We start from the raw sequence: 22,061 nt of genomic DNA, 5'->3' as shown, positions 1-22,061 counted from the left end.
CCCTCAGTCGCCGTCCGCCGAGCCGAGGACCAGGGTGAGCGTGCGGTTCGCGCCGCCTCGTCTGACCGTCAGCCGCAGGTGGTCGCCGGGCCGGTGGGCGCGCGTCCTGACGATGAGTTCCTCACCGGAGTGGACCCGGGTGCCGTCGATCTCGGTGATCACGTCGCCGGCCCTGATGCCCGCCTTCGCGCCGGGCCCGTCGGCCGTGACGGGCGAGCCGCCCCCGGCCGCCTTCGTGCCCACCCGGGCCCCGTCACCGGCGTAGTTCATGTCGAGCGTGACACCGATCACGGGATGGGTGGCCCTGCCGGTGTTGATGAGCTCCTCGGCGACCCGCTTGGCCTGGTTGACGGGGATGGCGAAACCGAGGCCGATGGAACCGGCCTGGCCGGTCTCCAGGTCGGAGCCGCCGTCGGCGGAGCGGATGGCGCTGTTGATGCCGATGACACGGGCCCGGGAGTCCAGCAGGGGCCCGCCCGAGTTGCCCGGGTTGATCGGGGCGTCGGTCTGCAGGGCGTCCACGTACGAGACGTCGGTGCCGTCGCCCTTCTCACCGCCCGCGGTGATGGGCCTCTCCTTGGCGCTGATGATCCCGGAGGTGACCGTGTTGGCGAGGTCGAAGGGCGCGCCGATGGCGACGACGGGGTCGCCGACCTGGACGCTGTCGGAGTTGCCCAGCGGCATCGGGTCCAGCCCGCGGACCCCCGAGACCTTGACCACGGCGAGGTCGTAGCCGCCGTCGTGTCCGACGACCCGGGCCTTCGCGCTCTGGCCGCCGCTGAACGTGACGGTTATCGTGCCGCTGCCCCCGGCGGGTGCGATCACGTGGTTGTTGGTGAGGATGTGGCCCTCGGCGTCGAGGACGAACCCGGTGCCGGTGCCGTCCTCCTCGCTCCCGTGCACATGCAGGGTGACGACGCTGGGCAGCGCGTGCGCCGCGATGCCGGCGACGCTGTCCGGGGCGCGCCCGGGGGCCTCCTTGGCGGCCTGGGGCAGCTCGATGTCCGTCAGGCCCCCGTTCCGTTCCAGATACGCCCCCACGACACCGCCCACGCACCCGGACACCAGGGCGAGCGCGACGGCACAGGAGACCAGGATCTTCTTCGCCCGCCCGCGCCGCTGCGCGGCGGTGAGCACGGCGACACCGGTCTGCTGGAGGGGGCCCTGCTGGTGGAGGTGCCCCTCCTGCCCCGGGACCGCGGCCGCGGCCGCCCAGGGGTCGTAGTTCCGCCAGGGGTCGGGGATGGGGGCCTCGACGGCGTCGACGGGTTCGGGCGCATCGATGGCATCGACGGGTTCGGGCGCCTCGGCGGACCCGGAGGACTCCGGGGGCAGGACGGACTCGGCGGACTCGCCGTCTTCCGCCGGGGTGGCAGGGCCGACGGGACCGGCGGGGGCCTCGGACGCGGGTACCGCCTCGGACTCGGGCACAGGCACGAAGCCGGGCGCGGACCCGGGGGCTGGTGCGGACCCGGGGGCTGGTGCGGACCCGGGGGCTGGTGCGGACCCGGGGGCTGGTGCGGACTCGGGCGCCGGCCCGGGCTCGGACGCCTCGGGCACCGGCGGCCCGGCGGGTTCCTGTTGCGGTGCGACGGGCAGGGCGTCGAAGGGCGTACCGCCCTGGGCCGGGATTCCCCCGGGCCGGCGTCGACTCCACCATGTCGCCTTCGTGGGCCTGCCCTCGTTCATGCTCTCCCCACACCTGGCCCGCGGCACGACGCGCCGAGGGCCGTGACGGACGTGTCGCCCGCGCCCGTGCACCCTCCCGCGGACGCGGCCCACCCCGGATTCAACCAGGTTCACGGGCCGCCGCGCAGAGGACGGTGTCAGTGGGCGTTACGAGGTGTGGCCGAGGGGGACGAAGAGGGGGACGCGGTGACGTGCGGGGCCGCGAGCAGTCCCGGGGTGGGGGTCAGCGACAGCGGCCGGGCGTCGGTGAGCGGACGTATGAGCGGGGATGTCGCCGTGGCACCGGCGACCACCGGTGTCGTCAGCGTGTGCATGACGTCCTGCCCGCGGCCCGCCGGAGCGGGGACTCCGGGCAGCAGCGGGGCGGACACCCCGGTCGGGGCCACCGGACCGCGGCCGAGGGACCGCTCGCCCTGGGCGAGCAGCGGTCCGCTGGACCGGCGGCGCTGCGACTCGGGCGTCGAGGCCGTTCCCGAGCCCTGGGTCCGGGAGGGGGTCACGTTGCTTCCGCCGCGTGCGTCCGTGTCCCCGGGCATGCCGGTGGTCACTCCGCCGAGCGCGACGGCCGCGAGCGACACCGCGCCGGCGGCGACGAACGCGAACCGCAGCCCGCGCGAGGCGGACCGCTCGGCCTCGTGACGGCTGACGTCGTGGATGCGGAAGCCGCGGCCCGGCGCGGGGGGCAGCACGTCCGCGTGCGGTCCGGCCGGCACATAGCCGAAGGTTTCGCCCCGGGTTCCGAAGACACCGGGCAGTCCGGGGCCGCCGGGCAGTCCGCCGCCGAAGCCGCCTCCGTTCAGCCGGGGGCTCTCGGAGTCGCCTCCTCCGGGGAGGCCCTGAAGGCGGGCGAGGAAACTCTCGGAGGGCGGCGGCGGGGCCATCTCCGCGAAGACGTTCTTCAGCCGGCGCTGGGCGTCGCACTCGGCCTTGCACTTCGCGCAGGTGGCGAGGTGGGCCAGGACGCGGTCGCGCGACTCATGCCCGAGCTCTCCGTCCACCAGGGCGGAAAGGCGGTCTCCGAGGTGCTGCTCGGCAGGGGTGGGACGGGTTCCACTCACGCGGTCGCGCCTCCTCCCCCCAGCACGGGCACCCGGGCCGCGAACGAGCGTCGCTCGGCGCGGGCCTCGGGGGACCGGTGTGCCAGGGCCTTGCGCAGCTGGGAGCGGCCGCGGTGGATCCGGGAGCGGACCGTGCCGAGCTTGACGCCCAGGGTCGCGGCGATCTCCTCGTAGGACAGTCCCTCGATGTCGCACAGGACGACGGCGGCGCGGAACTCGGGCGCGAGGGTGTCCAGCGCCTGCTGGACGTCCGCGTCGAAGTGCGCGTCGTTGAAGACCTGCTGCGGGGAGGGCTCACGGCTGGGCAGCCGCTCGGCCGCGTCGTCGCCGAGGGCGTCGAAGCGGATGCGCTGCTTGCGCCGCACCATGTCGAGGAAGAGGTTCGTGGTGATGCGGTGGAGCCAGCCCTCGAAGGTGCCGGGCGTGTAGGTCGACAGCGAGCGGAAGACGCGGACGAAGACCTCCTGCGTGAGGTCCTCGGCGTCGTGCTGGTTGCCCGTGAGGCGGTAGGCGAGACGGTAGACGCGACCGCTGTGGGTGCTGACGATCTCCTCCCAGGTGGGAGGAGTCCACGCCTGCGACTCCGCATCGGTGGCGAACGTCGCGGTCTGCGTGGAGGCAACGGGGAGCTGGTCGGCGTTGTCGGTCACGGATTTCGGCTCACCCGTCGATCTGAGCAGGCGCCTCAGCACCCCTCCCCGATCACCGGGCGCAGCCGCACCTCCCCTGTCGGCTCTGGTGGTGTCCAGTGGAGCCCCTACCATAGCCACCTCGCCCGTTAGCTCCGGATAAGCGGTTTTACGCGAATTTGATACGGGCTCATATGGGTGCGCCGGTGTCCGCCCGCGCCCCCGCTCCGTGTACCGGCCCATCGACTTCCCCCCGCTCGGTTCTCCCACCCCTCTAAACGCCCGGTCCCATCCGCAGGTTCCCAGCACCAACGGATACAGTCACGCCCAGGCAATCACGGGGACAGGAGAGGGTCATTACCGGCAACCGGCAGACTGGCTGGGCGGCGTTCGCCGACGCCTTTGTCGCCGAGGACGAGGCGCTTCGCTGGGCCCGGGACCGGGCCCACGAGGCCGGCCTGCGCTCGGTGACGCCGGGCACGGGCGCCGCGCTGCGCATGCTCGCCGCCACGGTGGACGCCAAGGCGGTCGCCGAGATCGGTACCGGGACCGGCGTCTCCGGAATTCATCTGCTGCACGGCATGCGGCCGGACGGGGTACTGACCACCGTGGACCCGGAGCCCGAGCGCCAGCAGTTCGCCCGCCAGGCCTTCCGGGCGGCGGGGTTCGCCAGCAACCGCGCGCGCTTCATCCCCGGCCGCGCGCTGGACGTCCTGCCCCGGCTCGCGGACGCCGGATACGACCTGGTGTTCTGCGACGGCGACCGGCTGGAGTCCCTGGACTACCTCGCTGAATCGTTGCGCCTGCTGCGTCCGGGCGGGCTCGTCGCGTTCGAGGGCGTCTTCGCGGACGGCCGCACGGTGGACTCGGGACCGCAGCCGGTCGAGGTGGCCCGGCTGCGCGAGCTGCTGCGCGCGGTGCGCGAGAGCCAGGAGCTGGTGCCGTCCCTGCTGCCGGTGGGCGACGGCCTGCTGTGCGCGGTCAAACGCTGACGCCCCCGCCCGCGCCACCGGTCCGGTCCACACCCCGATCCCTGGCCGGCCGCACCCCGCCGAGCCCCCTGACCAGGCGGTTCACCGCCGCCGACCCCTGCCGTCCGGTCGGCGCGGAAGGCACCGGGAGCCGAAAAAACGACTTCCCCGGCACCGAGTGCGATGCCGGGGAAGCCGAAAGGGTTTCGGGTCGCGTTCCGCGTCAGCCGACGACCTTCTTGAGGGCGTCGCCGAGCGCGTCGGCCTCGTCAGGGGTCAGCTCGACGACGAGCCGACCGCCGCCTTCGAGCGGAACGCGCATGACGATGCCCCGCCCCTCCTTGGTCACCTCGAGCGGGCCATCGCCCGTCCGCGGCTTCATGGCCGCCATGCTCGTTCCCCTTCCTGAAACCAGCTCATCGTCGCCGACGGCCCCCTCGGAGGGCACGCACGTCCCCTCATAGGACACACGTCACCGGCATCGAACACATTGCTTCCAGGCCATTATCTCGCATCTCAGGACCCGATGACCAACATCAGTCGGCATCGCTTGCGCAACGCGCTTGAGCAAAACCACCCAATTCGGGGATGTGGCTGCGATACTTCGCCACCGCATCGACGTCCGGCGCGTGGATTTCTTTGATGCAGGTCACATGTATGCCCCGCGCCCACCGCCGGTGATCTCCGCCATGCTGTCATCGGACACAGGACGTACCGGCCGGTACGTCGAGCCGCGACCCCCGGAAGGGACCCACTCATGGCCGACACCGTGCTCTACGAGGTGAGCGACGGACTCGCGACGATCACGCTGAACCGCCCCGAGGCGATGAACGCGATGAACGTCGAGACCAAGGTCGCCTTCCGGGACGCCGCGCAGGCCGCCGCCGAGGACGACGCCGTACGGGCGATCCTGCTGACCGCGGCCGGTGACCGGGCGTTCTGCGTGGGCCAGGACCTCAAGGAGCACATCGGGCTGCTGGCCGCCGACCGGGAGTCGGGTTCGGGCGGGACGATGAGGACCGTGCGCGAGCACTACAACCCGATCGTGCGGGCGCTGACCGGAGCCGCGAAGCCCGTGGTGGCCGCGGTCAACGGCGTCGCGGCCGGGGCCGGGTTCGGTTTCGCGCTCGCCGCCGACTACCGCGTCGTCGCCGACACGGCCGCCTTCAACACGTCCTTCGCCGGTGTCGCGCTGACCGCCGACTCGGGCATCTCCTGGACGCTGCCCCGGGTGATCGGCCCGAGCCGTGCCACCGACCTGCTGCTCTTCCCGCGCAGCATCAGCGCCCAGGAGGCGTACGAGCTGGGCATCGCGAACCGGCTGGTTCCGGCCGCCGAGCTGCGCTCCGAGGCGGAGAAGGTGGCGCGGGCGCTGGCCTCCGGACCCACGCTGGCCTACGCGGCGCTGAAGGAGTCCGTCGCGTTCGGGCTCACCCACTCACTGGAGGAGACCCTCGAGAAGGAGGACGAGCTCCAGGGACGGGCCGGGGCCTCCGAGGACCACGCCATCGCGGTCCAGGCGTTCGTGAACAAGGAGAAGCCCAAGTACCTCGGGCACTGAGCCCACGGGTTTCCGGCCGCGGGCGCCGCGTGCGACCCGCGGCCGGAAACCGGGTCTCCTCCCGGCGTCACGGAACCGTCCTGCGGTCCCCGGCGGCGGTCCCACCGAGCCGCTGGGGCGTCCCGGTCACCCCGCGTCGCGCACCGAGCAGTCCGCCAGGTGGTCGTTCACCAGACCGCAGGCCTGCATGAGGGCGTACGCCGTCGTCGGGCCCACGAACCGGATGCCGCGCTTCTTCAGCGCCTTGGACAGCGCGGTCGACTCGTCGGTGACGGCCGGCACGTCCGAGAGCCGCTCCGGGGCCGGCCGGGTGGCGTGGTCGGGGGCGAAGGACCACACGAGTTCGTCCAGCTCGCCCGGGGCCCATTCGGCCAGCACGCGCGCGTTGGCGACGGTCGCCCGGATCTTGGCGCCGTTGCGGATGATCCCGGGATCGGCGAGCAGACGCTCCTCGTCGGCCTCGGTGAACAGCGCGACCTTGGCGATCTCGAAGTCCGCGAAGGCCGCCCGGAACCCGGCGCGGCGGCGCAGGATGGTGATCCAGGACAGCCCGGACTGGAAGGCCTCCAGACACAGCCGTTCGTACAGGGCGTCGTCGCCGTGGACCGCCCGGCCCCACTCCTCGTCGTGATAGGCCACGTAGTCCTCGGTGGACAGCGCCCAGGGGCAGCGCAGCGCCCCGTCGGGTCCCGCCAGCGCCCCGCTCACCGCTCGTCCTCGGGGTGCTTGCGCAGCGAGGTCGTGGCGTGCGCCGCGCGGGCACCCGCGAGCGCGGCCTCCAGGTCGGCGATCCGGGCGTCCCGCTCACCGATCTCGGCGCCCAGACGGCCGAGCGCGTCGTCGACGTCCGCCATGCGGTAGCCGCGCACGGTGACGGCGAAGCGCAGGGAGTCCACGTCCGCCTTGTGCACCGGACGGTCGTACGGCAGCGGATCGCTGAGCCGCTCGGGATCGGCGTCCGCGAGGGGCGCGCTCTCGCCGCCGCCCACCACGGACAGGGTCACCGCGGCGACCACGACGGCGAGGGCGACGACCAGGAACAAGAACATGAACATCGCTGAGGTCCCCACGCTCTGGTGCCGGCGCGGGTCGCGTCGGCGCGGAAGTACTGGTGCTGACGAAAGCAGTCTGACGCCGGAAGTGTCAGGCTCCGATCGTGCCATGCGAGTCTGACAGTTAAGGTCGCAGGCGGCTTATCGGTGCGACTTACTGGGAGAGGTCACAGGGGATGCTCAGGCTGGGCAGGCGCGAATTCGAGGCGCACGAGCCGGTGATCATGGCGATCGTGAACCGGACCCCGGACTCCTTCTACGACCAGGGGGCCACCTTCCGCGACGAGCCCGCCCTCGCGCGCGTGGAGCAGGCCGTCGCCGAAGGTGCCGCGATCATCGACATCGGCGGGGTGAAGGCCGGGCCCGGCGAGGAGGTCACCGCCGACGAGGAGGCGCGCCGGACGGTCGGGTTCGTCGCCGAGGTGCGCCGCCGCTTCCCCGACGTCGTGATCAGCGTCGACACCTGGCGGCACGAGGTGGGCGAGGCGGTCTGCGAGGCCGGTGCGGACCTGCTCAACGACGCCTGGGGCGGGGTCGACCCCCGGCTGGCCGAGGTGGCCGCCCGCCATCGCGTGGGGCTCGTGTGCACCCACGCCGGCGGGTCCGAGCCGCGGACGCGCCCGCACCGGGTCGTCTACGACGACGTGATGGCCGACATCCTGGAGGTCACGCTGGGCCTCGCGGAGCGCGCGGTGGCGCTCGGGGTGCCCCGGGAGTCGGTGCTCATCGACCCGGGCCACGACTTCGGGAAGAACACCCGGCACAGTCTGGAGGCGACCCGGCGGCTCGGCGAGATGGTCTCCACCGGGTGGCCGGTCCTGGTCTCCCTGTCCAACAAGGACTTCGTGGGCGAGACGCTCGACAAGCCGGTCAAGGAGCGAATTGTCGGGACCCTGGCGACGACCGCCGTGTCGGCGTGGCTGGGGGCGCAGGTGTACCGCGTCCACGAGGTCGCGGAGACCCGGCAGGTGCTGGACATGGTGGCGTCGATCGCCGGCCACCGGCCGCCGGCGGTGGCCCGGCGCGGACTGGCGTAGCGGGCGGGACACGGCGTACGGCGCGCGCGGGGTGCCGGGCAGCGGGGCACCGGGCGCGATGCCGACTGGGCCGGCACGGCGTGCGGGGGGGGGGGGGGGGGGGGGGGCCCCCCCCCCCCCCCCCCCGCCGTATCCGCACCGCCGGCCGCGGGACCTCTAGCGGCCCGCCTCCTTCGACATCAGCGCGACCGCCTCGTCCACGTCGTCGGTCAGGTGGAACAGCATCAGGTCCTTCTCGGCCGCCTTGCCCTGGGCGACGAGGGTGTTCTTGAGCCAGTCCACGAGTCCGCCCCAGTACTCGGTGCCGAACAGCACGATGGGGAAGCGGGTGACCTTCTGGGTCTGCACCAGTGTGAGCGCCTCGAAGAGTTCGTCGAGGGTGCCGAGTCCGCCGGGCAGGACCACGAACCCCTGGGCGTACTTGACGAACATCATCTTCCGGACGAAGAAGTAGCGGAAGTTCAGGCCGATGTCGACGTACGGGTTCAGCCCCTGCTCGAAGGGGAGCTCGATGCCGAGGCCGACGGAGATGCCCTTCGCCTCCAGGGCGCCCTTGTTGGCGGCCTCCATGGCACCCGGACCACCGCCGGTGATCACCGCGAACCCGGCGTCGACGAGACCGCGGCCGAGGGCGACGCCTGCCTCGTACTCGGGCGAGTCCACCGGTGTCCGCGCCGAGCCGAACACACTGATCGCCGCCGGGAGTTCGGCCAGTGTGCCGAAGCCTTCGATGAACTCCGACTGGATGCGCAGGACGCGCCAGGGATCGGTGTGCACCCAGTCCGAGGGGCCGCCCGCGTCCAGCAGCCTCTGGTCGGTGGTGCTCGCCTGAACCTGGTTCCGCCTGCGCAGCACCGGGCCCAGCCGCTGCTCGTCCGGTGGCCGCTTCTTGCCCTCCGGGTTGCCAGTAGCCATGTCCACTCCCTCCGCGTACGGATCTCCCCCGCCCCGGCCGAAACCGGTGCGGGGGAAGGTCGTTCCGCCCCAGCGTAGATCTCCGCTGGTTACGGCGGGGGGACGTGGGCATGTCCGCCGTGCGCGGGCGACGGGTACGGAGCGCGCCTCAGCCGGTCAGCCAGTCGCGCAGCCGCTCCTCGCCCGCGAGGATCTTGGCCGTTTCCACGCGCTCGTCCCGCTTGTGGGCCAGGTGCGGATTGCCGGGGCCGTAGTTGACCGCGGGGACGCCGAGCGCGCTGAAGCGGGAGACGTCCGTCCAGCCGTACTTGGGCTGCGGGACGCCGCCCACCGCCTCGATGAACGCGGCGGCGGCCGGGTGGGAGAGGCCGGGGAGGGCGGCACCGCTGTGGTCGTCGACGACGAACTCCTGCACCCCGCAGTCCGCGAACACCTCGCGGACGTGCTCGACCGCCTCCTCCTCCGTGCGGTCGGGCGCGTAGCGGAAGTTGACGGTGACGACGCACTCGTCGGGGATGACGTTGCCGGCGACCCCGCCCGCGATGTTCACCGCGTTCAGGCCCTCGCGGTACTCCAGACCGTCGATCACCGGGTGGCGCGGCTCGTAGGCGGCCAGCGCGGCGAGGATCGGGGCGGCCGCGTGGATCGCGTTCGAGCCCATCCAGGCCCGGGCGGAGTGGGCCCGCTCCCCCTTGGTCCTCAGCAGGACCCGCAGCGTGCCCTGGCAGCCGCCCTCGACCTGTCCGTCGGAGGGCTCCAGGAGGACCGCGAAGTCGCCCCGCAGCCACTCGGGGTGGGCCTCGGCCACGTGCTTGAGCCCGTTGAGATGGGCGGCGACCTCCTCGTTGTCGTAGAAGACGAAGGTGAGGTCGCGGTTGGGTTCGGGGACGGTGGCCGCGATGCGGAGCTGGACGGCGACGCCCGACTTCATGTCGCAGGTGCCGCAGCCCCACAGCACGCCGTCCTCGTCGAGCCGGGAGGGCACGTTGTCCGCGATCGGCACGGTGTCGATGTGTCCGGCCAGGATCACCCGCTCGGCGCGGCCCAGGTTCGTGCGCGCCACGACGTTGTTGCCGTACCGGTCGACCGTCAGGTGGGGCAGTGCGCGCAGGGCGGTCTCGACGGCGTCCGCGAGCGGCTTCTCGTCCCCGCTCTCGGAGCGGAAGTCGACCAGCCGCGCGGTGAGCTCGGCTGCGTCCAGGGTGAGGTCAAGCGGGGTGTCGGCCATGGCGTCGACCCTAGCGCGCCGGCCTTGGGGGTACCGAAAGCAGCCGGATGCGGTCGTATCCCCCGGCCTCTCTCACGTTGTCCACAGCCCCAGGGTGCACCCACAGCGCTCTCCAGTACCTTGTACGCGTGTCTGAGCCGTCCCCCACTCCAGTCCGACGCCGCGGTCGCCTCCTGCGCTTCGGCGGGGCCCTCGTGGTCCTGCTCGCGGTCGCGGGTTATCTCGGCGTGCAGTACCTCACGGGCGGCGTGGGCGCGCCCCGGTGCAAGGTCGTCTCCGGCAACGGCGACGGGGCGTCGTACGAGTTCACCCCCGAGCAGGCGGTGAACGCGGCGACGATCTCGGCGATCGGCACCTCGCGGGGCATGCCCGAGCGTGCGGTGGCCATCGCGCTGGCGACCGCGCTCCAGGAGTCCGGGCTGCGCAACATCCAGCACGGCGACCGGGACTCCCTCGGCCTGTTCCAGCAGCGTCCCTCGCAGGGCTGGGGCACCGAGAAGCAGATCATGGACCCCACGTACGCGGCGGGCGTCTTCTACGAGCACCTGGCCAAGGTCCCCGGCTATTCACGGCTGCCGCTCACCGTCGCCGCGCAGCGGGTGCAGCACAGCGGCTTCCCGCAGGCGTACGCCAAGCACGAGCCGGACGCCACCCTGCTCGCCGCCGCCCTGACGGGCCGTGCGGCGGCCACGCTGACCTGCCAGGGGCGCCCGGCCGCGACCCCCGCGGGCGGACCGGCGCCGGTGCGCGCCGCGCTCGCCCGGGACTTCGGACGCGATGTGCTCCAGGAGGCGGGCGCCACCGTGGCCGCCGAGGGGTCGGCCGTGACACCGGAGCCGTCCGCCCCGGACTCCCCCGACCCGTCCGCCCCCGCGTCCTCGTCCGCTCCCGCCGCCTCCCCGGCCGCCACGGGAACGGCCGACCGGACCGTGACCGTCCCCGTGCCCGAGGGGTCCGGCTCCGGGAGCACGGCGCTGCGCCGCGGCTGGGAGGTCGCGCACTGGGCCGTGGCCAACTCCTCCGCCCTGCACATCGACCGGGTGTCGTACGCGGGGCGCGAGTGGACCGCGGGGACGGCCGAGGGCTCGTGGCGCACGGCCGACGACAAGGCCGGTTCGGGGACGAAGGAGGCCGCGGCCGAGGTCCGGATCGTCACCGGGCAGTAGTACGGTGCCTCACCCCTGAGGAGGACCCCGCTCCTGGCGGGCGGTGATGTGCGCGCGCTTTCGGGCGCTCACTCGCCCGCCCGTGAAATCCCTAGGGAACACAGGGCCATGGGGACGCCGACGACACCATCACCGGGTAGCGTTTGCCCGTTTTTATTCACAAACGATAATGCGACGCATTACCAACTCTTTGCGTCGGCCCACCGCAACCTTCGAGGACTTCGAGCGGTAGTCAGTGCGTCCGAGCCCGGAACGATCACTTCGGTCGATCGGCTTCCGGCGGGACGCTTCCCCGTTCTCTTCCGTCTAAGGAGCACCATGTCCCTCCCCCTGACCCGCCGGATCGCCCGTGTCGTGCTGCTCGTCGCGGCCGGAGCGGCACCCGTGGTCGGCGCGGCCGGCTCCGCCTGCGCGGCGCCCGCGCTGCCGGCCACGCCCGGCCTCGGCGGACTGACCGCCCTGGACGGGGCGAACGTCGCCGGCACGGTCGACGGAGCGACGCGGCACGTCACCGGGATCGCCGGCAAGTCCGGCGGCCAGGCGGTCGACAAGGCCCTGCCGGGCGTCGGCGGCAAGGTCGCCAAGAAGGCCACGCCCGCCGCGAAGAAGGTGGCGGGCACCGCGGCCGGCCGGGCCGGCGGCCTGCTCGGCGACACCACGAAGACCGCCACCGGCGGCGGCCTGCCCACCGACGCCGTGACGAAGGGCGGCCTGCCGACGGACGCCGTGACCAAGGGCGGTCTGCCCACCGACGCGGTGACCAAGGGCGGCCTGCCGACGGGTCAGCTCCCGCTGAAGAGCCTGCCGCTGGGCTAGGGCGTGTTGCGCGGCAGGCGGGACTTTCGCAACACGCCCTAGTCCCGCCGGGCGCCTCACGCACACGGCCCGACCGCCGTACGGCTCGGGCGGGCACGGAACAGCCGCGGTGCGCCGCGCGCCCGGCACGGCTCGCGCCCGGGCGGCGGCCCCATGACGACGGGGGTCCGGGGAACTCGCTTCCCCGGACCCCCGTTTCGCTGTCGTCGGCAGCGGGAGCGCGGCCGTCACCGGCGCGGTCCCCACCGGCGTCGGGCCCTAGCGGCTAGCGGCGCAGGCGCTCCACGGCCGCCGCCACCCGCTCGTCCGAGGCGGTGAGGGCCACGCGGACGAACCTCTCGCCCGCCTCGCCGTAGAAGTCGCCGGGGGCCACCAGGATGCCCAGCTCGGCCAGACGGGCCACCGTGGACCAGCAGGACTCGTCCCGGGTGGCCCAGAGGTAGAGGCTCGCCTCGCTGTGCTCGATGCGGAAGCCGTGGTCCAGGAGGGCGTCGCGCAGGGCGGTGCGGCGGGCCGCGTAGCGCTCGCGCTGCTCGCGGACATGGGTGTCGTCCCCGAGCGCGGCGACCACGGCGGCCTGGGTCGGCGCGGAGGTCATCATGCCGCCGTGCTTGCGGATCGCGAGGAGCTCGCCGAGGACGGCGGGGTCGCCCGCGAGGAACGCGGCGCGGTAGCCGGCCAGGTTCGAGCGCTTGGACAACGAGTGGACCGAGACGATCCCCTCGTAGGAGCCGCCGCACACGTCGGGGTGCAGCACCGAGACCGGGTCCGCCTCCCAGCCCAGCTCGATGTAGCACTCGTCGGAGAAGACGAGGATGCCGTGCTCGCGGGCCCAGGCGACGGTCCGGGTGAGCTCCTCCACGGTCAGGACCCGGCCGGTCGGGTTCGACGGGGAGTTCAGCCACAGCAGCTTCAGACCCGCCGGGTCCAGCTCGGTCGGGTCGTCGTAGACGACGTGCTCGGCGCGGGCGAGCCGCGCGCCGACCTCGTACGTCGGGTACGCCAGGCGCGGGTAGGCGACCTTGTCGCCGGGGCCGAGGCCGAGCTGGGTCGGCAGCCAGGCGACCAGTTCCTTGGAGCCGACGACGGGCAGCACATGGCGGTGCGTGACGTCCCGTGCGTCGAGCCGTCGCTCCACCCAGCCCGTGAGCGCGTCCCGCAGCTCGGGCGTGCCCCACACCGTGGGATAGCCGGGCGAGTCCGCGGCGGCGACCAGGGCTTTCTGGATCAGCTCGGGCACCGGGTCGACCGGGGTGCCGACGGACAGGTCGACGATGCCGTCCGGGTGAGCGGCGGCGGTCGCCTTGTAGGGCTCCAGCTTGTCCCAGGGGAAGACGGGAAGCCGGTCGGAGACTGCGGACACGGGTCGGGCTCACTTTCTCGTACGTACGACCCGTACACGCGGGTACGGGCTGCTGCACGGATGCTGCGCGGTCCGGCACGGCAAACGCCTCGGTCCCGTACGGCGACCGGAGCGATCAGGCCGTACGGGACCGAGGCGGCGCTCCACCGGCCACCGCCGGGCGGTGCCCCAGCGGGCCGCTTACTGGTTCTGCGGCGGCAGGGCGGCGACGAACGGGTGGTCGCGCTCGATCAGACCGAGCTTGCTGGCGCCGCCGGGGGAGCCGAGCTCGTCGAAGAACTCGACGTTCGCCTTGTAGTAGTCCTTCCACTCCTCCGGAGTGTCGTCCTCGTAGAAGATCGCCTCGACCGGGCACACCGGCTCACAGGCTCCGCAGTCGACGCATTCGTCCGGGTGGATGTACAAGGACCGGGAGCCCTCGTAGATGCAGTCGACCGGGCACTCCTCGATGCACGCCTTGTCCTTGACGTCGACACAAGGCTGCGCGATGACGTAGGTCACGCTGTCGTTCCTCCTCGATAGGGCGCTGGCGGGCCTGTCGTAGGCTCCGCCGCCTGGCGCGCGGGAGCGCGGCGTAGTCGATGCCCGCCCCTAGTATCTCCGTTCTTGGGCATGATCCGAACAGGAGGGGTGAACCGACCTGTGGAATTCTCCGCCGCCGGCCGTCTTGAGGTCCGCGTAACCGCCGCTGACGTGGGAAAACGTGTCTCGGTGCGGCGCCTGACCGACTATGGAGACACGGTGGAGAAGTTCACCGATACGGTCGGAGTTCTCACATCATGGGACGATGGTGTGCTGCTGATCACACGAAGGACCGGAGAACAGGTCCGGATCATGGAATCCTCCCTGGTCGCGGCCAAGGTCGTCCCGGCCGCCCCCGCTCGTCGGCGTGGTCCGGCGGCGTCCTACGAGGAGCTGGCGCGCGTGACCGCGCGGGCCTGGCCGCCGGTGGAGAGCGAGCGGCTCGGGGACTGGGAGCTGCGCGCCGCGGACGGGTTCACCCGGCGCGCCAACTCGGTGCTGCCGCTGGGCGACCCGGGCGTGCCGCTCGACGAGGCCCTGGCCCACGTACGGGACTGGTACGCGGCACGTGACCTGCCCGCCTTCGTCCAGACCGCCACCGGTGCCGAGGGCACGCAGGAGCTGCTGTGCGCGGAGCTGGAGGCGCGCGGCTGGCGGCGCGAGGTGAGCGCCGAGGTGTGGACCGGCGCGCTCGCGCCCCTCGCGGACCGGGAGGCGCCCGGCGTGAGGCTCTCGCGCACCGCCGACGAGGCGTGGCTCGGCCGCTACCAGCGCAAGGGCGTCGGCGGGACGGCGCTGAGGGTGCTGGGCGGCGGTCCCTCGGTGTGGTTCGCGACGGTGCCCGGCGCGGAGGGTGAGGAGCCGGCGGCGATCGGGCGGTGCGTGGTGGACGGCCGCTGGGCGGGTTTCGCGGCCGTGGAGGTAGCCCCCGAGCGGCGCCGCCAGGGCCTCGCCAAGGCCGTCATGGCCGCTCTCGCGGGCCGGGCCCTGGAGGAGGGCGCCTCGGCGGCCTGGCTGCAGGTGGAGACGGACAACGCCGGGGCCCGGGAGCTGTACGCCGGGATGGGCTTCGGTCCGCATCACGCGTACCACCACTACCGCCGGCCCCCAACCCCCGGCGCACGAACCGGCACGGACACCGCGGGCCCCGGTCCCGGTGACGAGCCGTATCGATCGACGTGACGGGGCACGAACCGGTTATGGGTTCCCTCCGGCCACCCGGACCCGAGCGGGCCGCCGGGGTCCGGCGGCGGTTCGCCGACGAGGCGCGGGCCGAACGGCCCGACCTGGCGGAGCTGTGCCTGCTGGTGGGCGCGGCGGCGGACGGGACGCTGGACGACGCCGGCATGGACGCGGCGCAGATCCTGCTGGACGAGCTGGCGGGCCGGCTGCCGTTCCGTCCGGGCGGCCCACTGCCCTGGGCGACCGCCCTCGCCGAACTCCTCGGCGGCCGGTGCGGCTACCGGGGCTCACCGGGCGACTACCAGCGGCTGGAGTCCTCGCTGCTGCACACGGTGCTGCGCAGGCGGCGCGGGCTGCCCATCCTGCTCTCGGTGGTGTGGATGGAGGTCGCGCGGCGGGCCGGGGCACCGGTCTACGGGGTCGCGCTGCCCGGTCACTTCGTGGTGGGCTTCGGGCCGACCGACCGGCAGGTGCTCGCCGACCCCTTCGACGGCGGACGCGTCCTGACCGGTTCCGACGCGGAGCTCCTCGTGGCGGGCGCCACCGGCGCCCCGCTCGAACCGTCGATGCTCACCCCGGCCGACCCGCTCGACGTCGTCCAGCGGGTCCTGAACAACATCCGGGCCTGGGCCGCCGCCCGGCCCGAACGCACCGACGTGGCCCTGTGGTCGGTGGAACTCTCCCTGCTGCTGCCCTCGCACCCGGCGCGGCTGCGCTACGAGCGGGCCCAGCTCATGGTGCAGCGCGGCGACTTCCTGACCGGGGCGGCCGAACTCGACGCCTACGCCGACGTCGTGGCGGCCGTCGACGAACCCGCCGCGTCCCGGGTCCGCCAACAGGCCCACGCGGCACGGGCGATGCTCAACTGAGGCGCCGGACCGCTCACAGCCACCCCTTCTCGCGCGCCGTGCGGACCGCCTCCGCCCGGTTGCGCACCGCGAGCTTCTGGATCGCGGTCGAGAGGTAGTTGCGGACGGTGCCCTGGGAGAGGTGGAGCGCCTTGGCCAGCTCGGCGTTGGTGGAGCCGTCGGCCGCGGCGCGCAGGACCTCGCGTTCGCGGTCGGTCAACGGGTTCGCCCCCTCGGCCAGCGCGGCCGCCGCCAGGGTGGGGTCGATGACCCGCTCCCCGTCCAGCACCTTGCGCACGGCCGCGGCGAGTTGGGCGGCCGGGGCGTCCTTGACCAGGAAGGCGTCGGCGCCGGACTCCATGGCGCTGCGCAGGTATCCGGGGCGGCCGAACGTGGTGAGGACGATCAGTTTGACGCCCGGGAGCTCCTTGTGGACCTCGGCCGCCGCCTCTATGCCCGTCATCCCCGGCATCTCGATGTCGAGGAGCGCCACGTCCACGTCATGGGCGCGAGCCGCGGCCAGCACCTCGTCGCCGCGGGCCACCTGGGCGACCACCTCGATGTCCGGCTCCAGCCCCAGCAGGGCGGCCAGCGCCTCGCGGACCATCGACTGGTCCTCGGCGAGCAGGACCTTGATCGTGCGGCTCATGCACCGGATCCTACGGGGTCGCCCGCGGCTCCCACAGAGGCCCGGCCTCCTTCCAGGGGTCCGCGCGCGACCAGCCGGAATCCGTGCCGGAGCCGGCGCGCCTCCATGGATCCACCCGCCTTCTCCAGGCGTTCGGCCAGTCCGGTCAGGCCGTTGCCGGGTGCGGCTCCCGAGGTGCCGCCCGAACCGTCGTCCTCCACGGTGAGTTCGAGCACGGGACCGTCCAGGGTCTGGCGCCGGACGAGTTCCACCGTGCAGCGCCGGGCGCCGCTGTGCCGTACGACGTTGGTGACCGCCTCGCGCAGCGCCCAGGCCAGCGCGGACTCGGTCTCCTCGGGGACCCCGTCGAGGGCGGGCTCGGCCGGGAGGTCGGCGTTCACCTCGGCGGCGGTCAACGCGACCTGGGCGCCCGCCAGTTCCTCGGCCAGCCGGAGCCTGCGGTAACCGGTGACCGCCTCCCGCACGTCCACCAGGGCCTGGCGGCTGACCTGTTCGATGTCGGCGACCTGCTGGGCCGCCTTGTCGGGGTGGTCGGGCAGCATCCGCCCGGCCAGCTCGCTCTTCAGCGTGATCAGCGAGAGCGAGTGGCCGAGCAGGTCGTGCAGGTCCCGGGCGAGCCGCAGGCGCTCCTCGTTGGCGGCGAGCTGGGCGACGGTGGCGCGTGCCCGGCGCAGTTCGATCGTGGTGCGCACGAGCTGGCGCACCCCGGTCATGGCGAAACCGATCAGCACGACGAGCAGGACGAGGTTGCGCGCGTCCTCCTCGCCGCCGTGCAGGCCGACGAGCAGCATCACGACCGCGGTCAGCGGGATCGTCCAGTAGGAGACCCGCATCGGCAGCGTGGTGCCGCAGGCGACCGAGACGTACACGAACAGCCCGAGCCAGGGCGCGCCCAGGGTCAGGCACAGGACGACGGCCAGGGCGCCGAGGCCGGTCACCATGAGGGTGACGGCGACGGAGCCCGTGAACGCCTTGCCCATGTGCCGGAAGACGAGCATGAGATAGACCGTGACGAAGGCCGCGAGGCCCGCCCAGCCGGCCGCGGTCGCCGCGGACGTGTGGTGTCCCGAGACGAGGTCGTGGACCGGTGAGCTGAGGAACACCAGCCAGATGACGATCCACACGGACTTGCGCAGGGCCTCGCGGAGGTTGCGCGGGGACTCCCCCATCCTCACGATCCGTTCCGTGCGGGCGCCGTCGGGCGTCGGGTCTTCCGTCATGGCGTTCACGCCTTCAGCGTGTCCTTCCGGTACAGCCAGGCCGCGCCGCCCGCGAACAGGGCGAAGGACACGGCGAGGATGGCTATGTCCTTCGCGTGCGGGGCGTTCCCCAGTTCGATGGCCTGCCCCAGGGCAGCGTACGCGTGCGTGGGGAGCCACTTGGCGATGCTCTGGAGCCAGTCGGGGAAGGTCGTCGTCGGCATCCACAGACCGCCGAGCATCGACAGGCCGAAGTAGACGATCATCGTGATCGGACGGACCGCGTCCCCGCTGGCGAGGTAGCCGATGGCGACGCCGAGCGCGGCGAAGACGAGGCTCCCGGCCCAGATCACCCCGGTGAGCGCGAACCACTGCCAGACGTCCAGGCGTACGTTCTTCACCGCCGCGGCGACCACGAAGACGATCACGATCGACGGCAGGCTGATCACGGCGGCGCTGGCCGTCTTGGCGAACACGTAGCCGCGGCCGGGCAGCGGGGTGAGCCTCAGCTGCCGTACCCAGCCGCTCTCCCGCTCCTTCGCGATGCGCTCGCTGTTGCCCATGAGGACGGCGGTCAGGGCGCCGAAGGAGGCCATGGAGACCATGAAGAAGGTCGGCATGGTCAGGCCGGTGCCGGGGACCTTGGTGTGGTCGTCGGCGCTGCCGGCGATCAGCAGGAACAGGGCGGAGGGGTAGATCACCGAGAAGAAGAGGAACTTCCGGTTGCGCAGGGCGCGGGTGATCTCCAGCTTGATGAGACTGTTCACTTGGACGCGGCCTCCTCGGCGGCGAGGGTGGCCTCTTCGGCCTCGGTGATGGCGACGAAGGCCTGCTCCAGGCCGAGCCCGGCGACTTCGAGGTTGCGGGGGTAGACGCCGAGCCCGTACAGCGCGTGGACGGTGGCGTCGGCGTCGGAGGACTGGATGCGGACGGTCTGCCCGGAGCCGCTCTTGGACACCGTGATCGAGGTGAGGAAGGGCAGGGCCCGCAGCGGGGCCTCCTCGATCGTGCCCTCGAGGTCGAAGGAGACGCGGCGCGCTCCGGCCTTGGCCTTGATCTCGGCGGCGGTGCCGTCGGCCAGCAGGCGTCCCCGGTGCAGGACGAGGACGCGGTCGGCGATCGCGTCCGCCTCCTCCAGGTAGTGGGTGGCGAACAGGACCGTACGGCCCTGGTCCGCCTGCTCGCGCATGGTGGCCCAGAACGCCTGCCGGGCGGTGACGTCCATGCCGGTGGTGGGTTCGTCCAGGACGATCAGGTCGCTGTCGCCGGCCGTGGCGAGGGCGAAGCGGACGCGCTGCGCCTGGCCGCCGGAGAGCTTGTTGACCTTGCGGTCGGCGATCTGGGCGATGCTCGCGCGGGCGAGGACCTCGTCGGCGCGGTACGGCCGGGGGTGCAGGTCGCAGGCGAGCTTGACCAGTTCGCCGACGGTGACCTCGTCCATCAGTCCGCCGCTCTGGAGCATGGCGCCCACCCGGCCGGCGACGATCGCCTCGCGCGGGCCGGTGCCGAACACCCGGACCGTCCCGCTGTCGGCGTTCTTCAGGCCGAGCAGCAGGTCGAGGGTGGTGGACTTGCCGGCGCCGTTGGGGCCGAGGAGGGCGACGGTCTCACCCGGGTGGAGTTCGAGCGTCAGCCCGTCCACGGCCCGGACGTCGCCGTAGCTCTTGGTCACCGATTCGAACCGGACCACCGATGTGGTGGTGGTCGCCGCAGTCGTTGTCATGGTGTCCATCGTGGCCGGGCGGGGGGTGCGCCCGTCAGTGTGCTGTGTCCTGGGCCGTGCATGACAGATGTCATGTCCCGGGATCCGGCGACGCGCAAGGGCACCCGGCCGGTGGGATACCGGCCGGGTGCCCTTGTGCGTGTGCGGCGTTCGCGCTAGCTGGGGTTGGTGGAGATGGTGATGATCCGGGCCGCGGCGGTCTTGCCGACCAGCGCCCTGCCCACCGCCGAGGCAACGTCCTGCGGGCTCACGGCCTTCTGGCTGCCGTCGCCCTTGGTGATCGTCACCCCGTCGAAGGCGTGACCGTACAGCGCCTCCAGGGCGCTGAGGTCGTAGTGCTCGACGAGCTTGCCCTGGACCGGCTGGACGCTCAGGAACTTCCAGATGGACTTCTGCGGGCTGAAGGAGACGCTGTGCGCCGCGTCCGTCTGGACGGTGATGTTCGCGGACATCGCGACCGACGCGAACGTCGACATCTTCCGGTCCACCTCGGCCTTGCTGACCGTGGGCTGACGGGTCGTGGTGGCGACCTTCACCGGCGTGCTCGATCCGGTCTCCACCTGGGCGCGGTAGGCGTCCTGGACGGCCTGGAGCGAGGACGCGACGTCGATGCCCTTGCCCTCCTTGCCGTAGACGGCGACGGCCTTGCCCGGCCCGAACTTGATCGTGCCGTCGCTGGCCGAACCGGAGCCGCTCGCGGCCCGCTCCAGGGCGGCCTGCAGCTTCTCCTTGTCGACCGGCATGACGGGGTCCACCACGCGCTCCTGGCCGAACAGCGAGCCGATCACGGAGATCGGGTTGTAGTCGCTGCCGGCGGCGGCGCGCACGGTGGCCTGGTCGTCCAGCTGGAGTCCGGCCTGGTCGGGCCTGAGCTTGACGTTGTCGCCGTCGACGGACAGCGTCAGCGCCTTGTTGGTCCGGTCGCCGAAGGCCGCGTCGAGCTTCTTGACCGCGTCGTCACGGGTGCCGCCGCCGATGTCGACGCCGAGCACCGTGGTGCCCTTGGGCACGTCCGAGTGGTTCATGAGCAGACCCGCGCCGTAGGCGCCGCCGGCGAGGACCACGACGAGGACGGCGAGCAGCGCCGGCTTGTTGCGGCCCTTCTTCTTCGCCGGCTTCGCCTGGGCCGGGGCGGCGGGCTGGCGGACCGGCTCGGGGAGTTTCGGCGGGGTGTGCGGGCGGGGGCCGTCGCCGGGTTCCCCGTCGAAGGCGAAGTTGTGGCTGGGCGACACGACGGGCATGCCGCTGGTCAGCGTGTGCCCGGAGACGTTCTCGGCGGGGGTGCCGTAGCCGCCGGGGCCCGGGTCGGGAGCCGGCTTCTGCGGGGTCAGGATCGCGGTGTCGTCGCTGAGACCGCCGCTCAGCCCGCCGCGCGTGCCGGTGCCGGCGGCGGGGTAACCCCGGCCGGTGTTCCGCCCGCCGCCGGCCGGGCCGGACGGAGCGGCCAGGCTGCCGGGAGCCGCGCCGGCCCCCGTCGGGGGCCGCAGCGGGCCGTCGCCGGTGGCGGGGCCGCCGGTCGGACCGGCCGGGCCGCCCCGGCCGCTCTCGGAGAAGTACGGGAGGTCGTCGCGGCTCGGCTCGCCGGACGGAGCCGGACCGGAAGCCCCGGAACCGCCGTTCCCGCCGGAGGGGGCGGGCGAACCGATGGCCGGGAAGGAGCCGGTGTCGCGCAGCGCCTTGGAGACGTCGAAGGAGCCCGTGCCGCCGCCGTGGCCGGGGGCCACGGGACCGGCGCCGGTGGCACCGGGGAGCGCCGCGGGGTTCGGGCCGCCGGGCCGGACGCCGCCGGTGATGCCCAGCGGACCGGCACCGGTGGACGGCGCCGGCCGTCCCGTGCCCGGGGTGCCCGCGGACGGTGTGGCGGCGGCCGCGCCCGCGGAGCCGGCGGGGGCGGAACCGCCCGCGACGCCCGCTCCGTTGGTCGAACCGCCGCCGGCCGCGCCCTTGGGGGGCGTGCCGGGCTTGCGGGGCGCGAACCAGTCGCTCGTCTTGTCCTCGGCGGGCGCGGGCTGCTCGGCGGGCGCGGAGGGGGCCGGGGCGGCGGCCGTCGGGCCGGCGGGCGCGCTCGGCGGGGCCTGCGTGCCGGCTCCCGCGGCGTCGTCGCCCTCGGAGGCGGCGTCGGCGTCGGCGACGGGGGTGCGGACGACCACGGGCGGGATGGGCCGCGATCCGGGGATGTTGATCCGGATCCGTGTCGTCAGGGTTGTCTCGGTCTTGCGCTCCTCCGTCGGCTTGCCGGCGGCCGAACGGCCCGCGTCGGCACCGTTCTCGGAGACCGCGGGGGTGCCGTACGGGGGCGTCCCCGACGGGTACGCGGCTCCACCGCGCCCGTTGGGCCCGGAGGACGAACTGTCAGTTTCACGACTCAAGGCAGGTTCTCCCGGTTGGCTCCGCCGCCCGTTTACTCGACCTCATCTCGGGCAGCTCGGCGGCGCGCACCACCATACTGGCCA

General features: G+C 73.2%; 22 protein-coding genes. 7 read left to right on the top strand and 15 right to left on the bottom strand.

All coding sequences use genetic code 11. From position 1 onward, the window contains the following. Positions 1-3 precede the first annotated feature (3 nt). The 3 genes from IO36_RS16660 to sigE all read right to left on the bottom strand — a co-directional run bounded on the left by IO36_RS16660 (position 4) and on the right by sigE (position 3,439). Positions 4-1,431 (bottom strand): S1C family serine protease, encoded by a 1,428-nt coding sequence (locus tag IO36_RS16660; protein WP_425535538.1) that lies wholly within the window; start codon positions 1,429-1,431, stop codon positions 4-6. Positions 1,432-1,826: 395 nt separating this feature from the next. After that, on the bottom strand, positions 1,827-2,747 hold the full coding sequence (locus IO36_RS16655; protein WP_037620713.1) for an anti-sigma factor family protein: 921 nt from the start codon (positions 2,745-2,747) through the stop codon (positions 1,827-1,829). Next, entirely contained in the window at positions 2,744-3,439 is a 696-nt protein-coding gene (gene sigE / locus IO36_RS16650; RefSeq protein WP_037620712.1) for an RNA polymerase sigma factor SigE, read from the bottom strand. Before sigE ends, IO36_RS16655 begins: the two co-directional genes overlap by 4 nt. Before the next feature lie 227 nt (positions 3,440-3,666). Between sigE and IO36_RS16645 the strand changes: the two genes are divergently transcribed. After that, positions 3,667-4,368 (top strand): O-methyltransferase, encoded by a 702-nt coding sequence (locus IO36_RS16645; RefSeq protein WP_078943242.1) that lies wholly within the window; start codon positions 3,667-3,669, stop codon positions 4,366-4,368. A 202-nt stretch (positions 4,369-4,570) separates the two neighbouring features. On the opposite strand, the gene IO36_RS44550 is transcribed toward IO36_RS16645, so the two are convergent. Next, entirely contained in the window at positions 4,571-4,738 is a 168-nt protein-coding gene (locus IO36_RS44550; protein ID WP_003966491.1) for a DUF3117 domain-containing protein, read from the bottom strand. A gap of 366 nt (positions 4,739-5,104) precedes the next feature. On the opposite strand from IO36_RS44550, the gene IO36_RS16640 reads away from it, so the two are divergent. Further along, the gene (locus IO36_RS16640) at positions 5,105-5,908 is read left to right on the top strand and encodes a 2-cyclohexenylcarbonyl CoA isomerase (protein ID WP_037620710.1); all 804 of its coding nucleotides are present in this window, start codon (positions 5,105-5,107) and stop codon (positions 5,906-5,908) included. Positions 5,909-6,034: 126 nt separating this feature from the next. Here IO36_RS16640 and IO36_RS16635 read toward each other — a convergent pair whose 3' ends face one another. After that, positions 6,035-6,616, bottom strand: coding sequence for a DNA-3-methyladenine glycosylase I (locus IO36_RS16635; protein ID WP_037620709.1), 582 nt, complete (start codon positions 6,614-6,616; stop codon positions 6,035-6,037). Further along, complete coding sequence (locus tag IO36_RS16630; RefSeq protein ID WP_037620708.1) at positions 6,613-6,963, bottom strand: DivIVA domain-containing protein; 351 nt, start codon at positions 6,961-6,963, stop codon at positions 6,613-6,615. The genes IO36_RS16635 and IO36_RS16630 overlap by 4 nt, the downstream gene beginning before the upstream one ends. 173 nt (positions 6,964-7,136) lie before the next feature. Here IO36_RS16630 and folP point away from each other — a divergent pair, with 173 nt between their 5' ends. Then, positions 7,137-7,997 (top strand): dihydropteroate synthase, encoded by an 861-nt coding sequence (folP, locus tag IO36_RS16625; protein WP_037620707.1) that lies wholly within the window; start codon positions 7,137-7,139, stop codon positions 7,995-7,997. Between the two features lie 156 nt (positions 7,998-8,153). On the opposite strand, the gene IO36_RS16620 is transcribed toward folP, so the two are convergent. Both IO36_RS16620 and dapE read right to left on the bottom strand, forming a co-directional pair. Next, on the bottom strand, positions 8,154-8,912 hold the full coding sequence (locus tag IO36_RS16620; protein WP_037620706.1) for an LOG family protein: 759 nt from the start codon (positions 8,910-8,912) through the stop codon (positions 8,154-8,156). A gap of 148 nt (positions 8,913-9,060) precedes the next feature. Next, positions 9,061-10,140, bottom strand: coding sequence for a succinyl-diaminopimelate desuccinylase (dapE, locus tag IO36_RS16615; protein WP_037620705.1), 1,080 nt, complete (start codon positions 10,138-10,140; stop codon positions 9,061-9,063). Positions 10,141-10,268: 128 nt separating this feature from the next. On the opposite strand from dapE, the gene IO36_RS16610 reads away from it, so the two are divergent. Both IO36_RS16610 and IO36_RS16605 read left to right on the top strand, forming a co-directional pair. After that, positions 10,269-11,306 carry a VldE C-terminal domain-containing protein gene (locus IO36_RS16610; RefSeq protein ID WP_037620704.1) on the top strand — a complete coding sequence of 346 codons (1,038 nt, stop codon included), beginning with the start codon at positions 10,269-10,271 and terminating at the stop codon, positions 11,304-11,306. 318 nt (positions 11,307-11,624) lie between these two features. Beyond that, positions 11,625-12,122, top strand: a complete 498-nt coding sequence (locus tag IO36_RS16605) for a hypothetical protein (RefSeq protein ID WP_037620703.1) — start codon at positions 11,625-11,627, stop codon at positions 12,120-12,122. 265 nt (positions 12,123-12,387) lie between these two features. Here the strand turns inward: IO36_RS16605 and IO36_RS16600 are convergent, their stop codons facing one another. Further along, positions 12,388-13,485: a bifunctional succinyldiaminopimelate transaminase/glutamate-prephenate aminotransferase gene (locus IO36_RS16600; RefSeq protein ID WP_037620702.1), complete on the bottom strand. Its 1,098-nt coding sequence runs from the start codon at positions 13,483-13,485 to the stop codon at positions 12,388-12,390. 180 nt (positions 13,486-13,665) lie between these two features. Continuing rightward, entirely contained in the window at positions 13,666-13,986 is a 321-nt protein-coding gene (gene fdxA, locus IO36_RS16595; protein WP_019058397.1) for a ferredoxin, read from the bottom strand. Between the two features lie 141 nt (positions 13,987-14,127). Between fdxA and IO36_RS16590 the strand changes: the two genes are divergently transcribed. Together IO36_RS16590 and IO36_RS16585 are read left to right on the top strand one after the other, a co-directional pair. Continuing rightward, entirely contained in the window at positions 14,128-15,189 is a 1,062-nt protein-coding gene (locus tag IO36_RS16590; protein ID WP_037620701.1) for a GNAT family N-acetyltransferase, read from the top strand. Between the two features lie 17 nt (positions 15,190-15,206). After that, on the top strand, positions 15,207-16,058 hold the full coding sequence (locus tag IO36_RS16585; protein WP_037620700.1) for a transglutaminase family protein: 852 nt from the start codon (positions 15,207-15,209) through the stop codon (positions 16,056-16,058). Positions 16,059-16,071: 13 nt separating this feature from the next. On the opposite strand, the gene IO36_RS16580 is transcribed toward IO36_RS16585, so the two are convergent. From IO36_RS16580 to IO36_RS16560, 5 genes are all read right to left on the bottom strand, one after another. Beyond that, positions 16,072-16,686: a response regulator transcription factor gene (locus IO36_RS16580; RefSeq protein ID WP_037620699.1), complete on the bottom strand. Its 615-nt coding sequence runs from the start codon at positions 16,684-16,686 to the stop codon at positions 16,072-16,074. Then, entirely contained in the window at positions 16,683-17,906 is a 1,224-nt protein-coding gene (locus tag IO36_RS16575; protein ID WP_037620754.1) for a sensor histidine kinase, read from the bottom strand. The genes IO36_RS16580 and IO36_RS16575 overlap by 4 nt, the downstream gene beginning before the upstream one ends. 5 nt (positions 17,907-17,911) lie before the next feature. After that, a complete protein-coding gene (locus tag IO36_RS16570; protein WP_037620698.1) occupies positions 17,912-18,652 on the bottom strand; it encodes an ABC transporter permease in 741 nt (246 codons plus the stop codon). Beyond that, a complete protein-coding gene (locus IO36_RS16565; RefSeq protein WP_245173318.1) occupies positions 18,649-19,608 on the bottom strand; it encodes an ABC transporter ATP-binding protein in 960 nt (319 codons plus the stop codon). The genes IO36_RS16570 and IO36_RS16565 overlap by 4 nt, the downstream gene beginning before the upstream one ends. A 155-nt stretch (positions 19,609-19,763) precedes the next feature. Continuing rightward, on the bottom strand, positions 19,764-21,977 hold the full coding sequence (locus IO36_RS16560) for a membrane protein (protein ID WP_037620696.1): 2,214 nt from the start codon (positions 21,975-21,977) through the stop codon (positions 19,764-19,766). Positions 21,978-22,061 lie beyond the last annotated feature (84 nt).

Origin of the sequence: Streptomyces aureus, from assembly GCF_000725495.1 — a bacterium.
GTDB classification, from domain to species: Bacteria; Actinomycetota; Actinomycetes; order Streptomycetales; family Streptomycetaceae; genus Streptomyces; species Streptomyces aureus_B.
Note: the sequence above shows the minus strand (reverse complement) of the source record. Positions and strands in the feature narration are given on the sequence as shown.

What these genes read in the sequence shown, in the direction of transcription:
- dapE (WP_037620705.1), bottom strand. Translation starts at nt 10,140, where the DNA reads ATGGCCGACACCCCGCTTGACCTCACCCTGGACGCAGCCGAGCTCACC.
- IO36_RS16580 (WP_037620699.1), bottom strand. Translation starts at nt 16,686, where the DNA reads ATGAGCCGCACGATCAAGGTCCTGCTCGCCGAGGACCAGTCGATGGTC.
- IO36_RS16620 (WP_037620706.1), bottom strand. Translation starts at nt 8,912, where the DNA reads ATGGCTACTGGCAACCCGGAGGGCAAGAAGCGGCCACCGGACGAGCAG.
- IO36_RS16565 (WP_245173318.1), bottom strand. Translation starts at nt 19,608, where the DNA reads ATGACAACGACTGCGGCGACCACCACCACATCGGTGGTCCGGTTCGAA.
- IO36_RS16585 (WP_037620700.1), top strand. Translation starts at nt 15,207, where the DNA reads ATGGGTTCCCTCCGGCCACCCGGACCCGAGCGGGCCGCCGGGGTCCGG.
- IO36_RS16605 (WP_037620703.1), top strand. Translation starts at nt 11,625, where the DNA reads ATGTCCCTCCCCCTGACCCGCCGGATCGCCCGTGTCGTGCTGCTCGTC.
- IO36_RS44550 (WP_003966491.1), bottom strand. Translation starts at nt 4,738, where the DNA reads ATGGCGGCCATGAAGCCGCGGACGGGCGATGGCCCGCTCGAGGTGACC.
- IO36_RS16630 (WP_037620708.1), bottom strand. Translation starts at nt 6,963, where the DNA reads ATGTTCATGTTCTTGTTCCTGGTCGTCGCCCTCGCCGTCGTGGTCGCC.
- IO36_RS16640 (WP_037620710.1), top strand. Translation starts at nt 5,105, where the DNA reads ATGGCCGACACCGTGCTCTACGAGGTGAGCGACGGACTCGCGACGATC.
- IO36_RS16575 (WP_037620754.1), bottom strand. Translation starts at nt 17,906, where the DNA reads ATGACGGAAGACCCGACGCCCGACGGCGCCCGCACGGAACGGATCGTG.
- folP (WP_037620707.1), top strand. Translation starts at nt 7,137, where the DNA reads ATGCTCAGGCTGGGCAGGCGCGAATTCGAGGCGCACGAGCCGGTGATC.